This window comes from Pseudoduganella sp. jia 12 (assembly GCF_055502675.1).
On the sequence record NZ_JBUXKP010000008.1, the window covers coordinates 153,771 to 176,039 of the forward strand.

At 67.1% G+C, this 22,269-nt stretch carries 19 protein-coding genes; 9 read left to right on the top strand and 10 right to left on the bottom strand.

Features of this window, described 5'->3' with window-relative positions; genetic code table 11:
• Positions 1-94: 94 nt before the first annotated feature.
• From bioB to ACY65G_RS18930, 8 genes are all read right to left on the bottom strand, one after another.
• Complete coding sequence (bioB, locus tag ACY65G_RS18895; protein ID WP_464998843.1) at positions 95-1,132, bottom strand: biotin synthase BioB; 1,038 nt, start codon at positions 1,130-1,132, stop codon at positions 95-97.
• A 20-nt stretch (positions 1,133-1,152) separates the two neighbouring features.
• Positions 1,153-1,974 carry a dethiobiotin synthase gene (gene bioD / locus ACY65G_RS18900; RefSeq protein ID WP_464998844.1) on the bottom strand — a complete coding sequence of 274 codons (822 nt, stop codon included), beginning with the start codon at positions 1,972-1,974 and terminating at the stop codon, positions 1,153-1,155.
• Positions 1,964-3,172, bottom strand: a complete 1,209-nt coding sequence (gene bioF, locus ACY65G_RS18905; protein ID WP_464998996.1) for an 8-amino-7-oxononanoate synthase — start codon at positions 3,170-3,172, stop codon at positions 1,964-1,966. Before bioF ends, bioD begins: the two co-directional genes overlap by 11 nt.
• Positions 3,172-4,500, bottom strand: coding sequence for an adenosylmethionine--8-amino-7-oxononanoate transaminase (locus ACY65G_RS18910; RefSeq protein WP_464998845.1), 1,329 nt, complete (start codon positions 4,498-4,500; stop codon positions 3,172-3,174). The genes bioF and ACY65G_RS18910 overlap by 1 nt, the downstream gene beginning before the upstream one ends.
• 19 nt (positions 4,501-4,519) lie before the next feature.
• Positions 4,520-5,305 (bottom strand): enoyl-CoA hydratase/isomerase family protein, encoded by a 786-nt coding sequence (locus ACY65G_RS18915; protein ID WP_464998846.1) that lies wholly within the window; start codon positions 5,303-5,305, stop codon positions 4,520-4,522.
• Positions 5,306-5,327: 22 nt separating this feature from the next.
• Entirely contained in the window at positions 5,328-6,932 is a 1,605-nt protein-coding gene (locus ACY65G_RS18920; protein ID WP_464998847.1) for a carboxyl transferase domain-containing protein, read from the bottom strand.
• Positions 6,933-6,944: 12 nt separating this feature from the next.
• Positions 6,945-7,403: a YchJ family protein gene (locus ACY65G_RS18925; RefSeq protein WP_464998848.1), complete on the bottom strand. Its 459-nt coding sequence runs from the start codon at positions 7,401-7,403 to the stop codon at positions 6,945-6,947.
• Positions 7,404-7,555: 152 nt separating this feature from the next.
• A complete protein-coding gene (locus tag ACY65G_RS18930) occupies positions 7,556-8,812 on the bottom strand; it encodes a D-amino acid dehydrogenase (RefSeq protein ID WP_464998849.1) in 1,257 nt (418 codons plus the stop codon).
• Positions 8,813-9,172: 360 nt separating this feature from the next.
• Between ACY65G_RS18930 and ACY65G_RS18935 the strand changes: the two genes are divergently transcribed.
• From ACY65G_RS18935 to ACY65G_RS18970, 8 genes are read left to right on the top strand one after another with little or no spacing between them, the layout of a single operon-like run.
• The gene (locus ACY65G_RS18935; protein ID WP_464998997.1) at positions 9,173-9,853 is read left to right on the top strand and encodes a GntR family transcriptional regulator; all 681 of its coding nucleotides are present in this window, start codon (positions 9,173-9,175) and stop codon (positions 9,851-9,853) included.
• 24 nt (positions 9,854-9,877) lie between these two features.
• The gene (locus ACY65G_RS18940) at positions 9,878-10,759 is read left to right on the top strand and encodes an N-acetylmuramic acid 6-phosphate etherase (protein WP_464998850.1); all 882 of its coding nucleotides are present in this window, start codon (positions 9,878-9,880) and stop codon (positions 10,757-10,759) included.
• 44 nt (positions 10,760-10,803) lie between these two features.
• Positions 10,804-12,066, top strand: a complete 1,263-nt coding sequence (locus tag ACY65G_RS18945; protein WP_464998851.1) for an MFS transporter — start codon at positions 10,804-10,806, stop codon at positions 12,064-12,066.
• A 57-nt stretch (positions 12,067-12,123) separates the two neighbouring features.
• Complete coding sequence (locus tag ACY65G_RS18950; RefSeq protein WP_464998852.1) at positions 12,124-13,764, top strand: glycoside hydrolase family 10-like protein; 1,641 nt, start codon at positions 12,124-12,126, stop codon at positions 13,762-13,764.
• Between the two features lie 9 nt (positions 13,765-13,773).
• Positions 13,774-14,691 carry an N-acetylglucosamine kinase gene (locus ACY65G_RS18955; RefSeq protein WP_464998853.1) on the top strand — a complete coding sequence of 306 codons (918 nt, stop codon included), beginning with the start codon at positions 13,774-13,776 and terminating at the stop codon, positions 14,689-14,691.
• A gap of 9 nt (positions 14,692-14,700) precedes the next feature.
• Entirely contained in the window at positions 14,701-15,549 is an 849-nt protein-coding gene (locus tag ACY65G_RS18960; RefSeq protein ID WP_464998854.1) for an N-acetylmuramoyl-L-alanine amidase, read from the top strand.
• Positions 15,550-15,606: 57 nt separating this feature from the next.
• Positions 15,607-16,512, top strand: coding sequence for a LysR family transcriptional regulator (locus ACY65G_RS18965; RefSeq protein ID WP_464998855.1), 906 nt, complete (start codon positions 15,607-15,609; stop codon positions 16,510-16,512).
• Positions 16,509-17,129 carry a M15 family metallopeptidase gene (locus ACY65G_RS18970; protein ID WP_464998856.1) on the top strand — a complete coding sequence of 207 codons (621 nt, stop codon included), beginning with the start codon at positions 16,509-16,511 and terminating at the stop codon, positions 17,127-17,129. The genes ACY65G_RS18965 and ACY65G_RS18970 overlap by 4 nt, the downstream gene beginning before the upstream one ends.
• A gap of 238 nt (positions 17,130-17,367) precedes the next feature.
• On the opposite strand, the gene dacB is transcribed toward ACY65G_RS18970, so the two are convergent.
• The gene (dacB, locus tag ACY65G_RS18975) at positions 17,368-18,999 is read right to left on the bottom strand and encodes a D-alanyl-D-alanine carboxypeptidase/D-alanyl-D-alanine endopeptidase (RefSeq protein WP_464998857.1); all 1,632 of its coding nucleotides are present in this window, start codon (positions 18,997-18,999) and stop codon (positions 17,368-17,370) included.
• A 22-nt stretch (positions 19,000-19,021) separates the two neighbouring features.
• Positions 19,022-20,260, bottom strand: coding sequence for a nucleoside recognition domain-containing protein (locus tag ACY65G_RS18980; RefSeq protein WP_464998858.1), 1,239 nt, complete (start codon positions 20,258-20,260; stop codon positions 19,022-19,024).
• 155 nt (positions 20,261-20,415) lie between these two features.
• On the opposite strand from ACY65G_RS18980, the gene ACY65G_RS18985 reads away from it, so the two are divergent.
• Positions 20,416-22,179 (top strand): ABC transporter substrate-binding protein, encoded by a 1,764-nt coding sequence (locus tag ACY65G_RS18985; RefSeq protein WP_464998859.1) that lies wholly within the window; start codon positions 20,416-20,418, stop codon positions 22,177-22,179.
• Positions 22,180-22,269 lie beyond the last annotated feature (90 nt).

Here is a 22,269-nt window from a genome sequence, read left to right on the forward strand (position 1 = left end):
TGGTGCAGGTAGCAATTGGCAAAGGGCTTGTGGCCCGTACCGATTGATTGCAATGCAGGTGCCGCGCCCTCTGCCGGGGCGCTGGCATTCTTACTCAACAGCCGCAGGCTTCCTTCTGCACCGACTCCAGCATGGCGGCGCGCGTCGACAGGCCCAGCTTGGCCAGCAGCGCCCGGTCGTCGTTCGCTTCCGGATTGTCGGTGGTGAGCAGCTTGTCGCCGTAGAAGATCGAGTTGGCGCCGGCCATGAAGCACATGGCCTGCACGGCTTCGCCCAGTTCGCGGCGGCCGGCAGACAGGCGCACGCGCGCCTTCGGCATCGTGATGCGCGCCACGGCGATCGTGCGCACGAATTCCAGCGGGTCGAGGCGATCGAGGCCGTGCAGCGGCGTGCCTTCCACCTGCACGAGGTGGTTGATCGGCACCGATTCCGGATACGGGTTCAGGTTCGCCAGCTGGGCGATCAGGCCGGCGCGCTGGTCGCGCGTCTCGCCCATGCCGACGATGCCGCCGCAGCAGACTTTCAGGCCGGCGTCGCGCACGTGGCCCAGCGTGTCCAGGCGGTCCTGGTACTGGCGGGTGGAGATCACGTTGTCGTAGAACTCCGGCGCCGTGTCCAGGTTGTGGTTGTAGTAATCGAGGCCGGCGGCTTTCAGGCGCTCGGCCTGGTCCGCTTCCAGCATGCCCAGCGTGGCGCAGGTTTCCAGGCCCAGCGCCTTCACTTCGCGCACCATGGTTTCCACCTTTTCCATGTCGCGGTCCTTCGGGCTGCGCCAGGCAGCGCCCATGCAGAAACGCGTGGCGCCGTTTTCCTTGGCCTGCTTCGCCGCTTCCAGCACCGTTTCGGTATCGAGGATCTTCTTTGCTTCCACGCCGGTGTCGTAGCGCGCGGCCTGCGGGCAGTAGCCGCAGTCTTCTTCGCAGCCGCCCGTCTTGATCGACAGCAGCGTGGCCAGTTCCACATCGCCATCCGGGAAATTGGCGCGGTGCGCCTGCTGCGCACGGAACATCAGGTCGTTGAACGGCAGTTCGAACAGGGCCAGCACCTCCTCGCGCGGCCACGTGCCCTCGGGCAGCTTGATGGCCGCGGTCGGGCGGTGCAGGGCGACGGTTTTCGGTTCATGCAGGGACATCTGGTTCTTCCTTTAATGTTTTACTTTGTATCGCGGCGAGCCGGCCAGTTCGGCAGGCTCGTGAAATCCAGGTACTCGGCCGCGGCGGCGGCGCTGGCTTGCGCCAGGCGCGGCACGCGGCCCAGCAGCGGCGCCGGAATACGGTCGGCCAGCGCCTCGATGTTCTCGTCGGCGAACGCCATTTCCGGTTCCAGCGCATTGGCCACCCAGCCCACCAGCTTCAGGCCGCGCGCGGCGATTGCTTCCACGGTCAGCAGCGCGTGATTGATGCAGCCCAGCCGCATCCCCACGACGAGCACCACGGGCAAGCCGAGTTGCTGCGCCAGGTCGGCGGTATCGTAGGTGTCGGTCAGCGGCACGCGGAAACCGCCCACGCCTTCGACCACGCTGGCATCGCTGGCGGCGGCGATTTCCACGTAGGCAGCCAGGATCGGCACCGGGTCGATGGTAATGCCTTCCAGCGCGGCCGCGATGTGCGGCGCCGCCGGCTCCTTCAGCAGGAACGGCGTGGTGATCGACTGCAGCAGGTGCACGTTGCCGGCCGCTTCGAGCTGGTCGCAGTCGTCGTTGTGCAGCGTGCCGTCGCGCAGCACGGCGCCGGCGGCCACCGGCTTCATGCCGCAGGCCTTCACGCCCTGGCGCACCAGCGCATGCAGCATGGCCGAGGAGATCAGCGTCTTGCCGATTTCCGTATCCGTGCCGGTGACGAAGCAGGAGAAGTGCGGCGGCATGCCGCTCGCGGCCAGCGTTGTCGCGGGCGCCGGTTCCAGGTCTTCCGGCTCTTCCGTAATAGCCGCGGGTGTTTCCACTACAGGAACGATCACCGGGTCTTCAAGCGCCATCTCGGCTCCTTTCCATATGGGCATTGACTTCATTGATGCTGTCGACCAGCCGGGCCACTTCGGCCGCGGTGTGGCCGGCGGACAGGGTAACGCGCAGCCGTGCCGAATCGGCCGGCACGGTGGGCGGGCGGATGCCGCCGACCCAGATGCCGCGTTCGTACAACGCCGCGGCGGCTTCCATCGTCGCCCCGTTGGCGCCGATGACGACGGGTTGGATCGCGGTTCGCGAAGGCAGTGCCGTCCAGCCCTGCAGCCGCAAGCCATCGTGCCATTGTGCCACCAAACCGGCCAGGTGCGACCGGCGCTCGCGGCCCTCGCCGCCGCCGATGATGTCCAGGCTCGTCAGCAGCGCGTGCGCCAGGGCGGGCGGCGCCGCCGTCGTGAAGATGTAGGGGCGGGCGCGCTGGATGAGCGTTTCGATCACGGTGGCATGGGCGGCAACGAATGCCCCGCCGACGCCGGCTGCCTTGCCCAGCGTGCCCATATAGACGAGGTAGGGCGAGCGCAGGCCAAAATGTTCGAGGGCGCCGCGGCCGTTTTCGCCCAGCGTGCCGAAGCCGTGCGCGTCGTCGACCACGAGCCAGGCGCCATGCTTTTCGCACAGCGCCAGCAGTTCCGGCAGCGGCGCCAGGTTGCCATCCATCGAAAACACGGAATCGGTGACGACGATCTTGTTGCGCGCGTGACTGGTGCCCAGCAGTTCGTCGAGCGCTTCCACGCCGGCATGCGGATACACCTTGACGGTCGTGCGGGCCAGCCGGGCGCCGTCGATCAGCGACGCATGGTTCAGCGCCTCGCTGAAGATTTCCGTGTCCTTGTCGCCCACCGCCAGCGCGGTCAGCACGGCCAGGTTGGCCATGTAGCCGGTGCTGAAGTACAGCGCGCGGGCATCGACGAGGTGGGGGCCGGCAAAATCGGCCAGCCGTTCTTCCAGCGCTGCGTGGGCGCGGCTGTGACCGCTGATCAGGTGCGATGCGCCGCTGCCGGCGCCATACAGTTCGGTCCCTTCGCGCAGCGCGGCCGTGATGGCGGGATGCGCGGCCAGGCCCAGGTAATCGTTGCTGCAGAAGGCCAGCAGTTCGCGGCCCTCGACGGTCACGCGCGGGCCGCAGGGTGTGTCGACGGTGCGGCGCGTGCGGATCAGGCTTTTTTCCTTCAGCCCGTCCAGGTTCGCTGCGAGTCGGTCCAGCAAGTCCATCATGCCTCCGCCAGTGTCTGTTCGAACACGGCCTGCGTGCGCGCCGCCAGGCCGGCGATTTCCTCGTCGTCCAGGATATACGGCGGCATCAGGTACACGGTCGAGCCGATGGGGCGCAGCAGCAGCTCGTTGCGCGTGGCATTGGCGAAGAAGCGGCGCGAGAAAGTCTTGTCCACGCCGACCGCGTCGAACGCCAGGATCATGCCGCGCTGGCGCAGGTTCGTCACCCGTGCGTGATCGGCCAGCGGCGCCATCGCGGCGGCCAGCTTGCCGGCCCGGCCGCGGTTCGCTTCCAGTACGCCGTCTTCCTCGAAAATGTCGAGCGTGGCCAGTGCGGCGCGGCAGGCAAGCGGGTTGCCGGTGTACGAGTGCGAGTGCAGGAAGCCGCGCGTGATGTCGGCGCTGTAGAAGGCCTGGTAGACCTCGTCCCGCGTCAGCACGAGCGACAGCGGCAGGTAGCCGCCGCTGATGCCTTTCGAGAGCGTGACGAAGTCCGGCCAGATGCCGGCCTGTTCGCAGGCGAAGAACGTGCCGGTGCGGCCGCAGCCGACGGCGATCTCGTCGAGGATCAGGTGAACTTCGTGTTGATCGCACAGTTTGCGCACCAGTTGCAGGTACAGCGGATCGTGCATCGCCATGCCGGCCGCGCATTGCACCAGCGGCTCGATGATGATGGCGGCGATCCTGTCCGCTTTTGCTTCGAACAGGCGCTGCACATCCGCCGCGGCGCGGCGTGCCACGTCCTGTGCCGTTTCGCCGTCGCGGGCCTGGCGCGCATCGGGCGACATCACCGTTTGCGTGGCGCGCAGCAGCGGGCCATAGGCGTCCTTGAACAACGCCACGTCGGTGACGGCCAGCGCGCCGATCGTTTCGCCGTGATAGCTGCCCTGCAGGCAGACGAATTCCTGTTTGTCGGTGCGGCCCGCGTTGCGCCAGCTGTGGAAACTCATCTTCAGCGCGATCTCGACGGCCGAGGCGCCATCGGACGCGTAGAACGCGTGACCCAGCACGCCGCCCGTCAGCGCGGACAGCCGCTCGGACAGGCGGATCACCGGTTCGTGCGTGAAGCCGGCCAGCATCGCATGCTCCAGCACGTCCAGCTGGTCGCGCAGCGCCGCGTTGATGCGCGGGTTGGCGTGGCCGAACAGGTTGACCCACCATGAGCTGATCGCGTCGAGGTAGCGCCGGCCGTCATGGTCGTACAGCCACGCGCCGCGGCCGTGGCTGACGGGGATCAGCGGTACTGTCTCATGGTGCTGCATCTGGGTGCAGGGGTGCCACACGCTCTTCAGGCTGCGGGCCACCCAATCGCTGGTGTTGTTCGTCAAAACTCGTTACTCCATATTGTTAACCGAGCCAGGAAGGCTTGCGCTTCTCGAGGAACGCGGCCACGCCTTCGCGCCCTTCGTCCGACGCACGGATGTTCGCGATGCGGTGGGCGGTATCGGCCACCAGCACATCCGTGACGGGCTGGCTGGCGATCTCGCGCACCAGCGCTTTCGCCTCCCGTACCGCATTCGGGCTGTTGGACGCCAGCGCGTTGGCGATGGCGGTCACCTGGCCGTCCAGCGACGACGCGGTGACCACTTCGTGCACGAAGCCGATGCGCAGCGCTTCCCTGGCATTGAAACGTTCGGCGGTGAGGAAGTAGCGCCGTGCGGCGTTTTCCCCCATCGCCTTGATGACATAGGGCGAGATGGTGGCCGGGAGCAGTCCCAGCTTCACCTCGCTGAGGCAGAAATGCACATCCTCGGTGGTCACCGCGATATCGCAGGCGGCCACCAGGCCCACGCCGCCGCCATAGCAGTCGCCGTGCACCTTGGCCACCACCGACTTCGGGCATGCGTAGATGGTGCGCAGCATGTTCGCCAGCCCCATCGCGTCGGCGCGGTTCTCGTCTTCCGAGTAGCCGGCCATCTTCTTCATCCAGTTCAGGTCCGCGCCGGCGCAATAGGCCGAGCCGTTCGCAGCCAGCACGATGGCGCGGATCCCGTCGACCTGGCCCAGCGCCGTGAAGGCGGCCGTCAGTTCGGCGATCGACTGTTCGTTGAACGCGTTGCGCACGTCCGGGCGGTTCAACGTGACCGTGGCGATGGCGCCGGCCGTGTCGAGGGTGAGGGTGTCGTAGTTCATGTGCTTTTCCTGGGTTGCGCGGTTACATGCGGAAGACGCCGAATTTCGTGTCCGGGATCGGGGCGTTCAATGCCGCCGACAGGCCCAGGCCCAGCACCATGCGCGTGTCGGCCGGGTCGATGATGCCATCGTCCCACAACCGCGCGCTGGCATAGTAGGGATGGCCCTGGTGTTCGTACTGTTCCTTGATCGGCTGCTTGAACGCGGCTTCCTCGTCCTGCGACCACGTGCCGCCCTTTGCTTCGATGCCGTCGCGTTTCACGGTGGCCAGCACGGAGGCGGCCTGCTCGCCGCCCATCACGGAGATGCGCGCATTGGGCCACATCCACAGGAAGCGCGGCGAATAGGCGCGGCCGCACATGCCGTAGTTGCCGGCGCCGAAACTGCCGCCGATGATGACGGTGAACTTCGGCACCGCGGCCGTGGCCACGGCGGTGACCATCTTGGCGCCGTTGCGGGCGATGCCTTCGTTCTCGTACTTGCGGCCCACCATGAAGCCGGTGATGTTCTGCAGGAAGACCAGCGGGATCTTCCTCTGGCAGCACAGTTCGATGAAGTGCGTGCCCTTCAGCGCGGATTCGGAAAACAGGATGCCGTTGTTGGCGATGATCCCCACCTGCATGCCGTGGATGTGGGCGAAGCCGCACACCAGCGTGGTGCCGTAGCGGGCCTTGAATTCGTCGAACTCGCTGCCGTCCACGATGCGCGCGATCACTTCGCGGATGTCGAACGGCTTGCGCGTATCGACGGGGATCACGCCATACAGTTCCTCGGGCGCGAATTTCGGTTCGACGACTTCACGAACGGCGAAATCGGGTTTTTGCCGGTTCAGGTGCGAGACGATGTTGCGGGCCAGCGCCAGCGCGTGGGTATCGTTCTGCGCCAGGTGGTCGGCCACGCCCGAAAGGCGGGTGTGCACGTCGCCGCCGCCCAGGTCTTCCGCCGTCACCACTTCGCCGGTCGCCGCCTTCACCAGCGGCGGGCCGCCCAGGAAGATCGTGCCCTGTTCCTTGACGATGATCGACTCGTCGCTCATCGCCGGCACGTAGGCGCCGCCTGCCGTACACGAACCCATGACGACCGCGATCTGCGGAATGCCCTGGGCGGACAGGTTGGCCTGGTTATAAAAAATGCGGCCGAAGTGGTCGCGGTCGGGGAAGACTTCGTCCTGGTTCGGCAGGTTGGCGCCGCCCGAATCCACCAGGTAGATGCACGGCAGCCTGTTCTGCTCGGCGATCTCCTGCGCGCGCAGGTGTTTTTTCACCGTGATCGGGTAGTATGTGCCGCCCTTGACGGTGGCGTCGTTGCAGACGATGACGCATTCCTGGCCCGACACGCGGCCGATGCCGGTGATGATGCCGGCCGATGGCGCCGCGTCGTCATACATGTCGAAGGCGGCCAGTTGCGAGAATTCGAGGAACGGGGTGCCGGGATCGAGCAGCATGCGCACGCGCTCGCGGGGCAGCAGCTTGCCGCGCCCCGTGTGCTTCGCGCAGGCCGCCGCGCCGCCGCCTTCGGCCACTTTCGCGACGCGGAGGCGCAGGTCGTCGACCAGCGCCTCCATGGCGGCGGCGTTGGCGCGGAAATCCTCGCTGCGCGGATTGAGTTTGCTGTCGATGTGCGGCATGCGGTGTCCCCTTTATTCTTTGGTCGGAAAATCTCCGTCGACGTAGAACCAGCGCGGCGTGCCGCCGAGGCTTGGGTCGGGCTCGCGCAGGAAGCGGCTGATCTCGTGCAGCCGCTGTCCCTTGCCATGCTGGCGGAAGCGGGCCACGAATTCCACATAGTCCTGGTCCGGATGGCCCTGGCCGCCGAAATCTGCTTTACGTTGACGTAAACGTAAAGTCGATTTTACCTCAAGTCCCAGCCATTGCAACGGCTCGTCCGGATCGATGATCCGCTCGGTCGGACGGGTGCTGGGATGCCAGGTGGCCAGCAGGTAGGGCTCGTTCCTCAGCGTGTAGGCCGTGTAGCGGGAGCGCATCAGCAGCTCGGCCGTGGCGGGCAACTGGCTGCCATTGATGTATGGGCCGCAGCAGGCCGCCAGCGACGGCCCGCCGCCGCAAGGGCACCCGGCCGGGATCTTCGTCTTGGACATGGCAAGTCGGACAATGAAAAGCCGACATTATCCGCCATATCGCCCCGCAGGCGCTCGCACCACGAAAAGTTGCTTGAAAAATGGGGACGTACCCCATTTTTCGAGAAATATTGCCTGGAAAATGGGGTACGTCCCCATTTTCCAGGCAATGTTTATCGGGGCCAGGCGAGGATGTCGAGGGCGAACGGGGTAGGGCGGCCGGTCATCAGGTCGGCGAGGAGGGCGGCGGTGCCGCAGGCGAAGGTGAAGCCGAGGGGGCCGTGGCCCACGTTCAGCCACAGGTTGCCGTGCCGCGTGGGGCCGAGGAGCGGGGCGCTGTTCGGGGTGGCGGGGCGCAGGCCGGCCCAGGGGACGATGCGCGAGTAGTCGGCGGCCGCGGGCATCGTGTCGCGCACCAGGCGCGTGAGGCCGGCCACGCGGCGCGGGTTCAGCGACGTGTCCTCGCCGACCATGTCCACCATCGCCGCCACGCGCAGCTGGTCGCCGATGCGGGCGTACAGCGTCTTGCGTTCGAAGTCGGTCACGCTGATGGCGGGCGCCGTGTGCCCGGGACCGATGGGCGCGGTCAGGCTGTAGCCTTTCAGCGGATACAGGGGCAGGCGGATGCCGGCCGTGGCGGCCAGGCTGCGGCTCGCGATGCCGGCGGCCAGCACGAAGTGCTCGCCCGTCACCCATCCGCGATCTGTTTCGACGGCGGAGATCCTGTCGTTTTCCGCGAACAGGCAAGTGGCATTGGCATGGATGGTGCCGTCGAAGCGCGGATGCGCTTGCAGCCGCCGTTCCAGCGCCAGGCAGAAGGCATGGCAGTCGGCCACCGCCTCGCCGCTGTTGAAGATGCCGCCGGCCAGCCGCGGCGCCAGGGAAGCCAGGGCGGGTTCCAGCGCGGCCGCTTCGGTGCCGCTCAGCACGCGGCGGCTGTTGTCCGGATCGGGCTTGGCGATGGCGGCGTCGAACAGGGCCCGGGACCGGTAGACGACCAGCTTGCCCGCATCGCGCCAGCCGAATTCGGCCAGCGGCACCGTGGGAGCCAGCTGCGCCATCATGTTCCGGCTGTGCTCTCCCAGTTCCAGCAGCTTGACGGTGGTGCGCCGGTTGCTCGCGGCATTGCAGTTGGCCAGGAACTGCGCGAGCCAGCGCCACTGGCGCACATCGGCCTCGGGCCGGAACCGCAGCGGCCCCGCCTCCTGGAACATCCACCGCAGCGCCTTCCACGGCACGCCGGCATCGGCCAGCGGCGACACGTAGCGGTAGCTCAGCTGTCCGCCGTTGCGGTAGCTGGCGCCGTTGCCCACGCCGGGCGCCCGCTCGAGCAGGGCGACACGGAAACCCGCTTCCAGCAGCCACCAGGCCGAGGTGAGGCCGACGACGCCGCCGCCGATGACGACCACCTGGTATTGCTTGTGCTGCATGCGGCCATGGCCCCCGATCCGATGTGAGGAAAGAGCTTACGCCCGGCACCGGCTGCCCGGCCAATGAAAGCTGATGCGCCGGCCATAACCGCGGGTGATGCCTGTCCGGTACGGATTACTGCGTCGTTGGACAAGCTCTGCCGCGATGCGCGCCCGTGTTTTCCATGCGCGGCGAACGAGGCGGCCATTGTCCATCGCCGTTACACTATGCGGTATAGGAGAATTGTCATGATTTTGCAGCAAGCCAAGGAAGCAGCCCAGCCACGCGATGGTGCCAAGCCTGAAGATTCGAAGCCGCATGCTGCGAAGCCGGCAGGTTCGAGGCTCGAAGGGTCGAAGCCGGACACCTCGCCACTGTACATGCAGATCGCGCGCAAGCTGACGGATGACGTGCGCGCGGGCCGCTACCAGGTGGACCAGGCGCTGCCCTCCGAGCGCACGCTGTCCGAGCAGCTGAACGTGTCGCGCGTCACGGCCCGCAAGGCCATCGACCAGCTGGTGGAGCAGGGGCTCGTCGTGCGCAAGCGCGGTTCGGGCAACTACATCGCGCCGCGCATCGAACAGCCGCTGTCGAACCTGTCGAGCTTTTCAGAGCAGTTGCAGCAGCGTGGCTACAAGCCGGCCTCGCGCTGGCTGCGGCGCGACATCGTCATCGCGGGCGCGGACGAACAGATGAGCCTTGCCCTGTCGCCGAACACCAGGGTGGCCCGGCTGGAACGGCTGCGTTTTGCCGACGACGTGGCAATGGCCTATGAAGTGAGCGTGCTGCCGGCCACCGTGGTGCCCGATCCGCTGGCGATCGGCGATTCGCTGTACCAGTACCTGGAACGGATCGGCAAGCCGCCGGTGCGCGCGCTGCAGCACATCCGCGCGATGAACGCCCCGGCCGAGCTGGCGCGCCAGCTCGACGTGCCCGAAGGCCAGGCCGTGCTGTTCATCACCCGCATCGCCTATCTCGAGAACGGCGAGGCGGTGGAGCTCACGCATTCCTATTGCCGCAGCGACCACTACGACTTCGTGGCCGAGATGCGCCGCGGTTGAGGGCTTTGGCATACACTGGCTTCCATGCTGAAAACCGAAGCCCCGAGCAGCGAGCACGCGCAGCTGGACCAGTACCCGGTTCCCGAGCTGGTGGCGGCGTTCGTCGACGACCAGTTCAACGCCGTGCAGGCGGTGCGCGCGGCGGCGCCACGAATTGCCGCGGCCATCGAGGCGGCCGTGCCCCGCATCGCGGCGGGCGGGCGGCTGGTCTACGTGGGTGCCGGCACTTCGGGCCGGCTCGGCGTGCTCGACAGCGTGGAGCTGTACCCCACGTTTTCCTGGCCGCCCGAACGCGCGGTCGCGCTGCTGGCCGGCGGCGAGGGCGCGATGTTCATGGCGGTCGAGGGGGCGGAGGATGACCGCGAACAGGGCGCCCGCGACCTGCGCTCGATCGGCCCCGCTCCCGACGACGTGGTATTGCTGCTGGCCGCGTCCGGCGGCACGCCGTATGTGCTGGGCGCCCTGTACGCCGCGCGCGAAGCCGGCGCGCTGACGATCGGCATCGCCAACAATGCCGATGCGCCGGTAGTCACCGGGGCGCACGTGGGCATCACGCTCGATACCGGTGCAGAGGTCATCTCGGGCAGCACGCGGCTGAAGGCCGGCACGTCGCAGAAGATCGTGCTGAACACGATCTCCAGCGCCATCATGGTGCGGCTCTACAAGGTGTACCGGAACTTGATGGTAGACTTGAAACCCACCAACGCCAAGCTGTTCGCGCGCACGGTGCGCCTGACGGTGCATGCCACCGGCGCCGACGAAGCCGCCGCGCGGGCCGTGCTGGAGGAGTGCGGCTTCCACGTCAAGGTGGCCATCGTCGCACTGCTGAAGAAGGTGCCGGTGCCGCGGGCCGAAAGCCTGCTGGCACGAGCCGGAGGCAGCGTGCGCGGGGCCCTGAACGCCTGAAGCGCCGCCTGCATCCTTGTATAGTCGTCGAATCGAAGGATGTAATGAAAGCAGCGCAGCGCAGTCCCTGGTGGTGGGTGCCCACCCTCTACTTCGGCCAGGGCATTCCCTATTTCGCCGTCATGTCCCTCTCGCTGGTGATGTACAAGAACACCGGCTTCTCCAATACGGAAATCGCCCTCTACACGTCGTGGCTGTACCTGCCCTGGGTCATCAAGCCGCTGTGGGCGCCGGTCGTGGAAATGTTCGGCACCAAGCGCCAGTGGACCGTGGCACTGCAGGGCCTCACCGGCGTGGCGCTGGCGCTGGTGGCCTTCACGACGCACCTTCCCACGTTCTTCCAGGCGAGCCTTGCCGTGCTGTGGCTGATGGCCTTCTCGTCCGCCACGCACGATATCGCTGCCGATGGCTACTACATGCTCGCGCTGCCGCAAAAGGAGCAGGCGGCCTACGTGGGCGTGCGCAGCACGTTCTACCGGCTGGCCAACATCACGGGCCAGGGCGCCCTGGTGGCGCTGGCCGGCATCCTCATCACCCGCACGGGCGACCCCCGCAGCGCGTGGTCGATCGTATTCGGCTTGCTGGCCGCGGTGTTCGCGCTGCTGTGCGCCTGGCACTTCTTCATGCTGCCGCGCCCCGCCGCGGACACGCCGGCGCGCGTGAAAGGCAGCCCGTTCGCCGAATTCTTCCTCACGTTCGCCGCATTCTTCCAGAAGAAAGGCATCGTCACGATCCTCGGCTTCCTGCTGCTGTTCCGCCTCGGCGAATCGCAGCTGCTGAAGATGGCCGTGCCGTTCCTGCTCGACCCGGTGGCCGAGGGCGGGCTGGGGCTGGACAATACGCAGGTCGGCTTCGTCTACGGCACCGTCGGCATCATCGCGCTGACGGTCGGCGGCCTGCTGGGCGGCCTGGCCATCGCCCGTTTCGGCCTGAAGCGCTGCCTGTGGCCCATGGCGTTCATCCTGCACCTGCCGGGCCTCGTGTTCGTCTACCTGTCGCAAACGCAGCCCGACAGCATCGGCCTGGTCACCGTGGCGATGGCGGTCGAGCAGTTCGGCTACGGCTTCGGCTTTGCCTCCTACCTGATGTACATGATCATGGTGTGCGAGGGCGAGCACAAGACGGCGCACTATGCGATCTGCACCGGCTTCATGGCGCTGGGCATGATGGTGCCGCAGATGGCCAGCGGTTACCTGCAGGAGCTCATGGGCTATCGCAACTTCTTCATCTGGGCCTGCCTGGCCACGATTCCCGCGTTCGCCATGACGGCGCTGGTGAAGATCGACCCCGGGTTTGGCCGAAACTGACCAGGACGGGGCCAGGCAAGCGGCTGGGATTACAATATTGCCGCTTATTTCACAGGAGTGGTCTTGGCTTTCGATCGTAACAAGCGGCTTTTGCTTTCCGCAGGCAGCGCCGGCGTCCTGGCGGCGCTGATGAGCGCATGCTCGACATCCCCGAAACGTCCCGAGGTGCCTGCCGCCGGCGCTGGCGCGACCGGCCCCGTCCCGCATCCCGAGCCGCTGCGCTACACGGGCAACGAGCCGCCCGCCGCGCCGCGCGAATTCCGCGCCGCCTGGGTCTCCACCGTCGCCAACATCGACTGGCCCAGCCGCAGCAACGCGCCGGTGGCCAAACAGCAGTCCGAGGCGGTCGCGATCCTGGACCGGGCCAAGGCGCTGAACCTGAATGCGATCGTGCTGCAGGTGCGCCCCAGCGCCGATGCGATCTATCCCTCGAAACTGGAACCGTGGTCGGAGTTCATGACCGGCCGCTCCGGCAAGGAACCGTCGCCGATGTGGGACCCGCTGCAGTTCTGGGTGGACCAGGCGCATGCGCGCGGCCTCGAGCTGCACGCGTGGTTCAATCCCTACCGCGCGCGCCATGCGGCCGCCCGCACGCCGCTGGCGAAAGAGCATTTCGCGAACACCAACCCGCAGGCCGTGAAAACCTACGGCAAGCTGCTGTGGATGGACCCGGGCGAAGAAGCCGCATCGCAGCGGACCCTGGACGTGATCCTCGACGTGGTGCGCCGCTACGACATCGACGGCGTGCACATCGACGATTATTTCTATCCCTACCCGATCGAGGCGCCCGCCTCGGCAGGCGGCGAAGCGGTGGCGCTGGATGCGCCGTCGTGGCAAAAGCCGGAACTGCCGTTTCCCGACGAACCGTCGTGGCAGCGCTACGTGCGCGGCGGCGGCACGCTCGACCGCGCCGGCTGGCGGCGGCAGAACGTGGACCGCCTGATCGAGCGGATCTACCTGGGCATCCGCCGCGAAAAGGCGTGGGTGAAGTTCGGCATCAGCCCGTTCGGCATCGGCCGCCCGGACCGCCGCCCGCGCGGCATCGCCGGTTTTTCGCAGTACGACAAGCTGTATGCCGATGCCGAGCTGTGGCTGCAGAAGGGCTGGCTCGATTACCTGGCGCCGCAATTGTACTGGCCCATCGGCCAGGCGCCGCAGGCCTATCCGGTGTTGCTCGACTACTGGCTGGCGCAGAACACGCGCGGCCGCCACGTGTGGCCCGGCCTGTTCACCAGCCGCACGGCCGACGGTTCCGCGAAGCCGTTCGGGCCGGACGAAATCGTGCAGCAGATCGATGTCACGCGCAGCCGCCCGGCCGCGCGGGGCCACGTGCATTTCTCGATCGCCCCATTGATGCAGAACCGCGGCGGCCTGTACGACCGGCTGAAGGCGCAGAGCTACCAGAGCGCGGCGCTGGTGCCGGCCTCGCCATGGCTGGGCGACCGGGCACCCGATGCCCCCACGGTGGCGGTAAAGCGGGGCGATGGCGGCCTGGCGGTGGCGATCGGCACGGCGAGAAACGCCGTGACCTACGCGATCTGGGCGCGCTACGGCGACGAGTGGCGCTTCACGACGGCGCCGGCCGGCAAGAACGAAATCGTGCTGCGCGATCTGGCCGGCGTGCCGGCGCGCGCCGTGGTCGTCACGGCGGTCGATCGCGTCGGGAACGAGAGCGCGCGTGCCGGCGCAAAAGTGTGATGAAGGCGCATGATGGAAGCGCATGACGTTGGCCTGGGCATCGATGCCGGCGGCACGCAAACGCGCTGGGCGCTTGCCGATGCCTTCGGCACCATCGTCGCCGAAGGCCACGTGGCCGGGTCATCCGCATTGCAGATGGCCAGCCCGGAAGGGCGGGCGCGCCTGCGCACCACCTTCGAAGCGCTGGCCCGCGACGTGCTGGCGCATGGCCGGCCATGCCGTGTCAGCGCCGGCCTGACGGGTTTCGGCGGCGATTCGCAACTGCTCACCGATTGGCTGGCCGAACTGCTCGGCGTGGCGCCGCAGGACATCAACCTGTGCAACGATATCGAAATCGCCTTCCTCGACGCGTTCGAGCCCGGCAACGGGTATCTCGTCTATGCCGGTACCGGTTCCATCGCGGCGTTCATCGATGCGGGCGGCGAAGTCCACCGCGCCGGCGGCCGCGGCGTGGTGCTGGACGATGGCGGCGGTGGTTTCTGGATTGCCCGCGAGGCGATGCGCCGCATCTGGCGCCGCGAAGACGAGCAGCCGGGCGCCTGGCAGGCATCGCCGCTGGCCCGCGCGGTGTTCGATCACGTGGGCGGCAGCGACTGGTCGTTCTCGCGGCAGTTCATCTACACCCGCCAGCGGGGCGAGATCGGGCAGCTGGCGCTGGCCGTGGCGCGCAGCGCGGAGGAAGATCCGGAAGCGCGCGAAATCCTGCGGCAGGCCGGCGTCGAACTGGCCCGGCTGGCGCAGGCACTGGCGTCACGCTTCGGCCCGCGGCCGATCGTGTTGTCGGGCCGGGCGGCCGGGCTGCATCCCCTGATCGCGCAGGCGATGCGGGAGGCGCTGCCGGCCGGCCTGGACCTCGAACAAAGAACAGCGCGGCCGCACGCGGCAGCCGCGCGCCTGGCCATCCGGCCCGAACCTACCAAGACCTGACCCGACACGATGAAAAAGATCCTGCTTGCCACCCTGTTCGCCGCCGCGCTGGCCGGCTGCGCCACCACGCCGCCGGCGCCGCCTTACCAGCTCGATCATTCGCTGACCGCGAAGGGGCAAAGCAGCCGCGTGCGCTTCATCGTGCTGCACTACACGGTGTCCGACCTGCAGCGCTCGATCATGCTGCTGACGGAAAAGGAAGTCAGCGCCCACTACCTGCTGACCGACACGACGCAGCCGAAGTTCTACGCCCTGGTGGACGAGAAGAACGCCGCCTGGCATGCCGGCGTGTCGAACTGGAAGAACTTCACGAACCTGAACAGCAGCTCGATCGGCATCGAGATCGTCAACCCCGGCTTCACGCTCACGCCCGACGGCCGCCGCCAGTACTATCCGTTCCCGCAGGCGCAGATCGACCAGCTGATCCCGCTGCTGAAGGATCTGGTCAAGCGCCACGGCGTGGCGCCGGAAAACATCCTGGCCCATTCGGACATCGCACCCCAGCGCAAGCAGGACCCGGGGCCGCTGTTCCCGTGGAAGCAGCTGGCGGACGCGGGCCTGATCCTGTGGCCGGATGCAAACGCCGTGGCGCAGAACAAGGCGCGCTTCGAGGCGGCGATGCCGGACATCGCCTGGTTCCAGCAAAAGCTGGCGCAGCATGGCTATGCGGTGCCGAACACCGGCGTGCTGGACGAAGCCACGCACAATGTGCTGGTGGCGTTCCAGACCAAGTACCGGCAGGCCAACTGGGATGGCTGGCCCGATGCGGAAAGCGCGGCGATCCTGGAAGTGCTGACGGCGCCGAAGCCGGCACCGCAGCCTGTCCAGCAAGCGGCGCCGGCCGCGGCCAAGCCCTGAAGCGTTGCGCCGCGGTGGCGATTCTCCTATCCTGAACATTCGACAGAAGGGGAGCCCATGCGCCTGCGCCACATCGAAGTCTTCCACGCGATCATGCAGGTCGGCACGATCAGCGGCGCCGCCCAGGTGCTGCACATCTCCCAGCCGGCCGTCACGAAGGTGCTGCAGCATGCGGAACTGCAGCTCGGCATGCCGCTGTTCGAGCGCGTGCGCGGCAAGCTGTACCCGAAGCCGGAAGCGCACCGGCTGTTCGCCGAAACGGAAAAGCTGCACCGCGACCTGCAGGGCATCCGGCGGCTGGCCGCGAGCCTGAAGGGACGGGCGGTGGAAACGATCCGGCTGGTCTCCACGCCCACGCTGGCCGTCTCCGTGCTGCCCGATGCGATGACCCGATGGCGGCGCGACTTTCCCGCCACGCGCTGCGAACTGGCCACGCATCACACGAGCGAGATCGTCAACATGCTGCGCCTCGGCGAGGCCGATATCGGCCTGTCGCTGCAGGACCCGCGCCACCCCGGCATCGTCGCCGAACCGATCGCGCATGGCGCGATGACGGCGATCGCACCGCCCGGCACGTGGCGCGAGGAGGAACTGGCGCTGCCGCTGTCGCCATGCGGCCTGCAGGAAGAACTGATCGGCCATGCCGACGACGACCCGCTCGGCGAACTGGTGATGGCCGCATGCGAGGCACAGGGCTTTCATCCCACCTTCCGCACCGTGGTGCAGACATACCAGATCGCCCGCTCGCTGGTCGAGGCGGGCGGCGGCATGGCGGTCGTGGACCCGTTTACGGCCGCGTCGTCCACGCGCATCCAGCGCCGGCCGCTGGAGCCGCCGATCGGCATCGCCCTGTACCTGCTGACGGCCGGCCATTCGCCGCTCTCCCACGGCGCAGGCCAGCTCGCCGGCTGCATTGCGCAGGCTGCCCGCGCCTGCCTGGACATGTCAGGACACCGGCCATGAAGCCCACCATCACCAGCGAGCAGCTGACCGGCAACCCCGGCCACCCGGACTACCGGCACCTGTCGTCGATCGCCGGCATCCGTGTCGACCTGCGCTATGCCACGCGCGACAACTTCGTGGGCCGCGACCTGTACTCGCCGCTCGACTGCGCGTGGCTGCACCGCGAAGCGGCCGAGGCGATCGGGCGCGCCGCGGCATTGCTGGCGGCGCACCGGCCCGGCTGCACGCTGCTGATCCTCGACGCGCTGCGGCCGCACCGCGTGCAGGAGCAATTGTGGGAAGCGCTGGCCGGCACCGACCTGCGCATGTACCTGGCCGACCCGGCGCGCGGCTCGATCCATTCCTTCGGCATGGCGGTGGATGCGACGATCGTCGACGAACACGGCCGGGAACTCGACATGGGCACCGGCTTCGACGACATGACGGCACTGTCGCATCCGGCGCTGGAACCCGAGATGCTGGCCACCGGCCGGCTCACCGCGCAGCAGGCCGCCAACCGGCAACTGCTGCGGGACGCGATGTTCGGCGCCGGATTCGTCGGCATCAATACCGAATGGTGGCACTTCGACTGCGGCGACCGCGACGCCGTGCGCGCCAGCTATACCCGCGTCTTGTAAAAAGCCAAAACTGGGGACGTACCCCTGTTTAGAGGAAATTTTCTGCGTGAAAGCTGCCTGGCGTTTAGGCATCCCGATTTACTTGCCTGAAAACAGGGGTCCGTCCCCAGTTTTTCCAGGCGACAAAACTGGGGACGTATCCTGGTTTTGAGGAAATTAAAACTTGGCACGTGTGAGACCGCGCACCTGTTCCAATAAAATTGCCTGGAAACAGGGGTCCGTCCCCAGTTTTTCCGCATTACATCGGGGAGGCGGCGCTGCTGTTGGCGGTCCAGTCGATCAGCGCGTCGACGATGCCGCGGCCGGCGGCGTGGTCCACGTTGTCGTGGTTGATGATGGCGACGACGATGCACTGCTCGCCGTTCGCATCCGGCACGTAGCCGGCCACCGCCACGCCGTGGTTCAGGGTGCCGGTCTTGATGCGGGCGCGCGAGGCGGCGGGGCTGGTTTTCAGCCGCCGCTTCATCGTGCCGTCCACGGCCACGATCGGCAGGCTGGCCTGGAATTCCGGGGCCCACTGCGATTCCTCGGCGGCGGCCAGCACGGCGGCTAGCTGCACCGGCCGCAGGCGCTCGATGCGCGACAGGCCCGAGCCGTTTTCCAGCACCATGCCGCTGTCGTCGATGCCGTGACGCTTGAACCAGCCGCGAACTACTGCTTCGGCCCTGGCCTGCGTGGTGGCCGGCATCGACGTGTCGCCCGTGTTCGCCGCCATCAGCATCGCCAGCCGCTGGCCGGCCGGCAGCGGGCGGCTGCCCAGATTTTCATCGCCTTGCAGGCTGCCGATCGACAGGAACAGCGTGCGGGCCCACGCGTTATCGGACACCTTCATCATGTCGCGTACCAGCTCCGGCAGCGCGCGGGAGACGTGCGACGCGAGCAGGCGCGTGCCATCCACGTCCACCCCATGCGCCGCCGGGGCCACGGCCGGGGCGCCAGTGTCGTCGGTGCTGCCGATCGCCCCCTGCGCCGCGGCGGTGGCGGCCAGCGTCGACGTGTGCGTGGCCAGGTCCACCGTGCGGGTCTTGCCGGAGATGGTGCCGCCCAGGCGCTTCCACGTGGCGCGCACCAGCCGGTCCGCGTAATCGTCGCGATCGAGCACGTTGATGCGGTAGGACTGCCGGCAATTGCGCGGGAACGTGCCATGCAGGACGACGGTCAGCTGCTCGCCTTCACGGGCCACGGTGGGCGGCTTCCAGCCGTCTTCCCAGTTCGCGCAGTCGCCATCGACCAGTGCCTGCTCGGAACGCACCGTCACGCGGTCCAGCTCCGGCAGCGCCGCTGCCTTCACGCGGGCGGTCTTGCCGGTGGAGTCCATGTCCACGTGCAGCAGGTTCATGTTGATCAGCAGCGCATCGGGGATCACGTTGTAATACGCTTCCGGCGCTTCGTCGAAGCGCGGCTTGCCCACGTCCGCCCGGGGCGGCTGGAACAGCTGGCGGTCCAGCACGAGGTCGCCGGCGATCCTGCGCACGCCCTGCGCACGCAGGCGTTCCAGCAAGTACCGCAGCGCGTCCCCGTCCAGGTCGAGGTCAGCGCCGCCGCGCACGAGCAGGTCGCCTTTCAGCACGCCGTCGACGATGTCGCCCTTGCTGCGCAACTCGGTGCGGCCGCGGAAGGCCGGGCCCAGGTGGTCCAGCGCGACGATCCCGGTGACCACCTTCATCGTCGATGCCGGCAGCATCGGCTGGTCGGCCTCGTTGGAAACAAGGATGGTGTCCCCGCGCAGCACGATCGCACCGATCGCTTCCTCGGGAATGCCGGCCGCGTAGGCGAGGCGGGCCACGGGTTCCGGCAGCTCCGCGCGCGCGGCGCCGAACATGAACAGGCCGGCCAGGGCAAGATAACGCAGCCGCATCGTCACTCCCATCGTCGCTCCCATCGTTACTCCCTTAGCCGAAGAACACATAGGCCACGCAGATCGCGGTGATCACGCCGGCCAGGTCGGCGATCAGGCCGCAGGAGATCGCATAGCGCGTCTTGCGGATGCCCACCGAGCCGAAGTACAGCGCCACGATGTAGAACGTGGTATCGGCCGAGCCCTGGAAGATGCACGCCAGGCGGCCGACGAACGAATCGGGCCCGTAGGTCTGCATCGCGTCGATCATCATCGCCTTCGAGCCGCTGCCGGACAGGGGCTTCATCAGCGCGGTCGGCAGCGCCGGCACGAAGTCGGTATTCATGCCCAGCCCGGAGAACAGCCATTCGAAGCCGGCGACGATGAAGCCGAACACGCCCGCGTTGCGGAACACGCCGATCGCCACCAGCATGCCCACCAGGTAGGGGATCACGGTGATCGACGTCTGGATGCCGCCCTTCGCGCCTTCGATGAACGCCTCGTAGACATTGACCTTCTTGCGCATGGCGCCGACGAGGAACGTGGTGATCACGCCCATCAGGATCAGGTTGCTGACCACCTTCGACACCACCTCGATTTCCGTCTTGGTGAGGAAATTCGTGAAGTACCAGATCATCGCCAGGATCGCCACCGTGATGCCGCCCATCCACGACAGCAGCACGGAATCGAACAGGTTGATCTTCTGGCGGATCGACACGGCGATGATGCCGGCCACGGTGGCCACGTAGGTGGCGATCATGCAGGGGATGAAGATGTCCGACGGGTCGGCCGCGCCGAGGATCGCGCGTTGCGCCATGATCGCCAGCGGGATCAGCGTGAGGCCGGACGTGTGCAGCACCAGGAACATAATCTGGGCGTTGCTGGCCGTATCCTTGTCCGGATTCAGCGATTGCAGGCTTTCCATCGCCTTCAGGCCGAACGGCGTGGCCGCATTGTCCAGGCCCAGCAGGTTGGCCGAGAAATTCATCACCATGTGGCCGGTGGCCGGGTGGTCCTTCGGCACCTCGGGGAAGATGCGCGAGAAGAACGGCGAGATCACTTTCGCGAACCAGGCGATGGCGCCGGCCTTTTCGCCGATGTTCATGATGCCGAGCCACAGCGTCATCACGCCGGCCAGCGGCAGCGCGATATCCATCACGGCGCTGCGCGCCGAGTCGAACGTACCGTCGATGATTTTCTTGAAGATCTCCGTGTCGCCGAGGAAGATCCACTGGGCCAGCGCGGCCGCGAAGCCGACGAGGAAGAAACCGGCCCAGATATAGTTGAGAGTCATAGGCAATGAAAATGGTTGAAACGCGATTCTGCAGGCAAAGTATAGAGTGCGCGATGAAAGAATGCGGGTCGGGCAGGCGAAAAAGTTACAAGGAGCGCTGTTGGCGTGATGTGTCGGGCTGGTGCGCGCGGGGGCGCTGCTCTATGCTGCGACTCATGATTCGCTTTCGACAACTCGCCGCCATCGCCCTGCTGGCGACCGCCTCCGCGGCGATATCCGCCTCCGCCGCCAGCCCGGAACCGAAAGTGCTGCGCACGCTGCTCTCCACCGGCGAGACGGGGCTGGACCCGGCCGTCGCGTCCGACCTGGCCAGCCTGTCGCTGCTGGAAAACCTGTTCGACCCGATGCTGCGCTACGACTACCTGGCGCGCCCCGTGAAGCTGGTGCCGAACACGCTGGTGGCGATGCCCGCGGTCGATGCGGCCGGCACCACATGGACCTTCCGGCTCAAGCCCGGCATGCATTTCACGCCCGATCCCGTCTTCGGCGGCAAGCCGCGCGAAGTGACGGCGGCCGACTATGTGTACACGATCCGGCGCCTGTACGACCCGGCGGTCAGGTCGCCGTGGCTGTTCCTGTTCGAAGGCAAGCTGCTGGGCGACGAAGCCTTGAAGGCGGATTTCAGCCATGCCATCGACATCGCCGGCCTGGAGGCCCTCGACCGCTACACGCTGCAACTGCGCCTGCGCGAACCCGACCCGGGGCTGCCGTTCTATCTCGCGCTGCCGGCCACCGGCGCCGTGGCACGCGAGGTGGCGGAACACTACGGCAGCCAGCTGGGCAACCACCCGGTCGGCAGCGGTCCGTTCCGCATCGGCACATGGAAGCGCAGCGACCGGATCACGCTGCTGGCCAACCCCGCTTACCACGGGCGCTGGCAAGGAAAAAAGCTGCCGCTGGTGGACCGCGTGGACGTGAAGATCATGGAGGAATACCAGTCGCGCGTTCTCGGCTACCTGAACGGCGAATTCGACTACATCGAGCAGGTGCCCGAATCGATGCGCGACCTGGTGCTCGACCCGGCTTCGCAAACGCCGGTGCTGAAGCCGGCACTGGCACGCCGCGGCATGGTGCTCGAACCTTTCCCCGTGCTGCAGACGTACTACATGTGGATGAACATGGCGCACCCCGTCATCGGCGGCTACACGGCGGACAAGGTGGCGCTGCGCCGCGCGATCGCGCTGGCCTACGACGGCGCGCAGGATGTGGCGCTGCTGAAGAAGGGCCTGGCGATCCCGGCGCAGTCGCCCCTGCCGCCGAACGTGCTCGGTTACGACCCGGCGTATCGCAGCCCCATCGTGCACAACCTGCCGCTGGCGCGGGCGCTGCTGGACCGCCACGGCTACCGGCAGGGCGGCGATGGCTACCGTACGTTGCCCGATGGGCGGCCGCTGGTGCTGACGATGCACAGCGAGCCGACGACCGTCGGCCGCCTGCGCGACGAGTTGTGGCGCAAGACGTTCGAATCGGTCCAGCTGCGCGTGACGTTCGTGACCGACAAGAAAACGGAGATCATCAAGGCATCGCGGCTGGGCAAGGTGATGATGTTCGAGACGAACTGGGTGGCCGATTTCCCCGACGGCGACAATTTCTGGCAGCTGCTGTATGGCGGCAATGTCGGCCGCGCCAACTATGCCCGCTTCGACCTGCCGGCCTACAACGTGCGCTACGAGCAGGCCCGGAAAATGGCCGACAGCCCGGCGCGCACGAGGCTGTACAACGAGATGGCCGACCTGCTGCACGCCTACAACCCGTGGGTGCTGCTGACGCATCCGATTTCGGCCGACATCCGGCAACCGTGGTTAAAAAACTACAAGCGTCACCCGGTGGAATTCACGAACTGGCGATATCTGGACCTGGAGCCACGGCAACGTTCGTCCCGCACCGATGGCGCCGCTAGAATGTCCCCGAAGGAATAGCTTTTCATCATGCATTCCAAAAAGTTATGGCCGGGTCAGCAATATTCATTGGCTGGCGTGTTTTTCAACGCGCTAACCTCGACCCGCGGG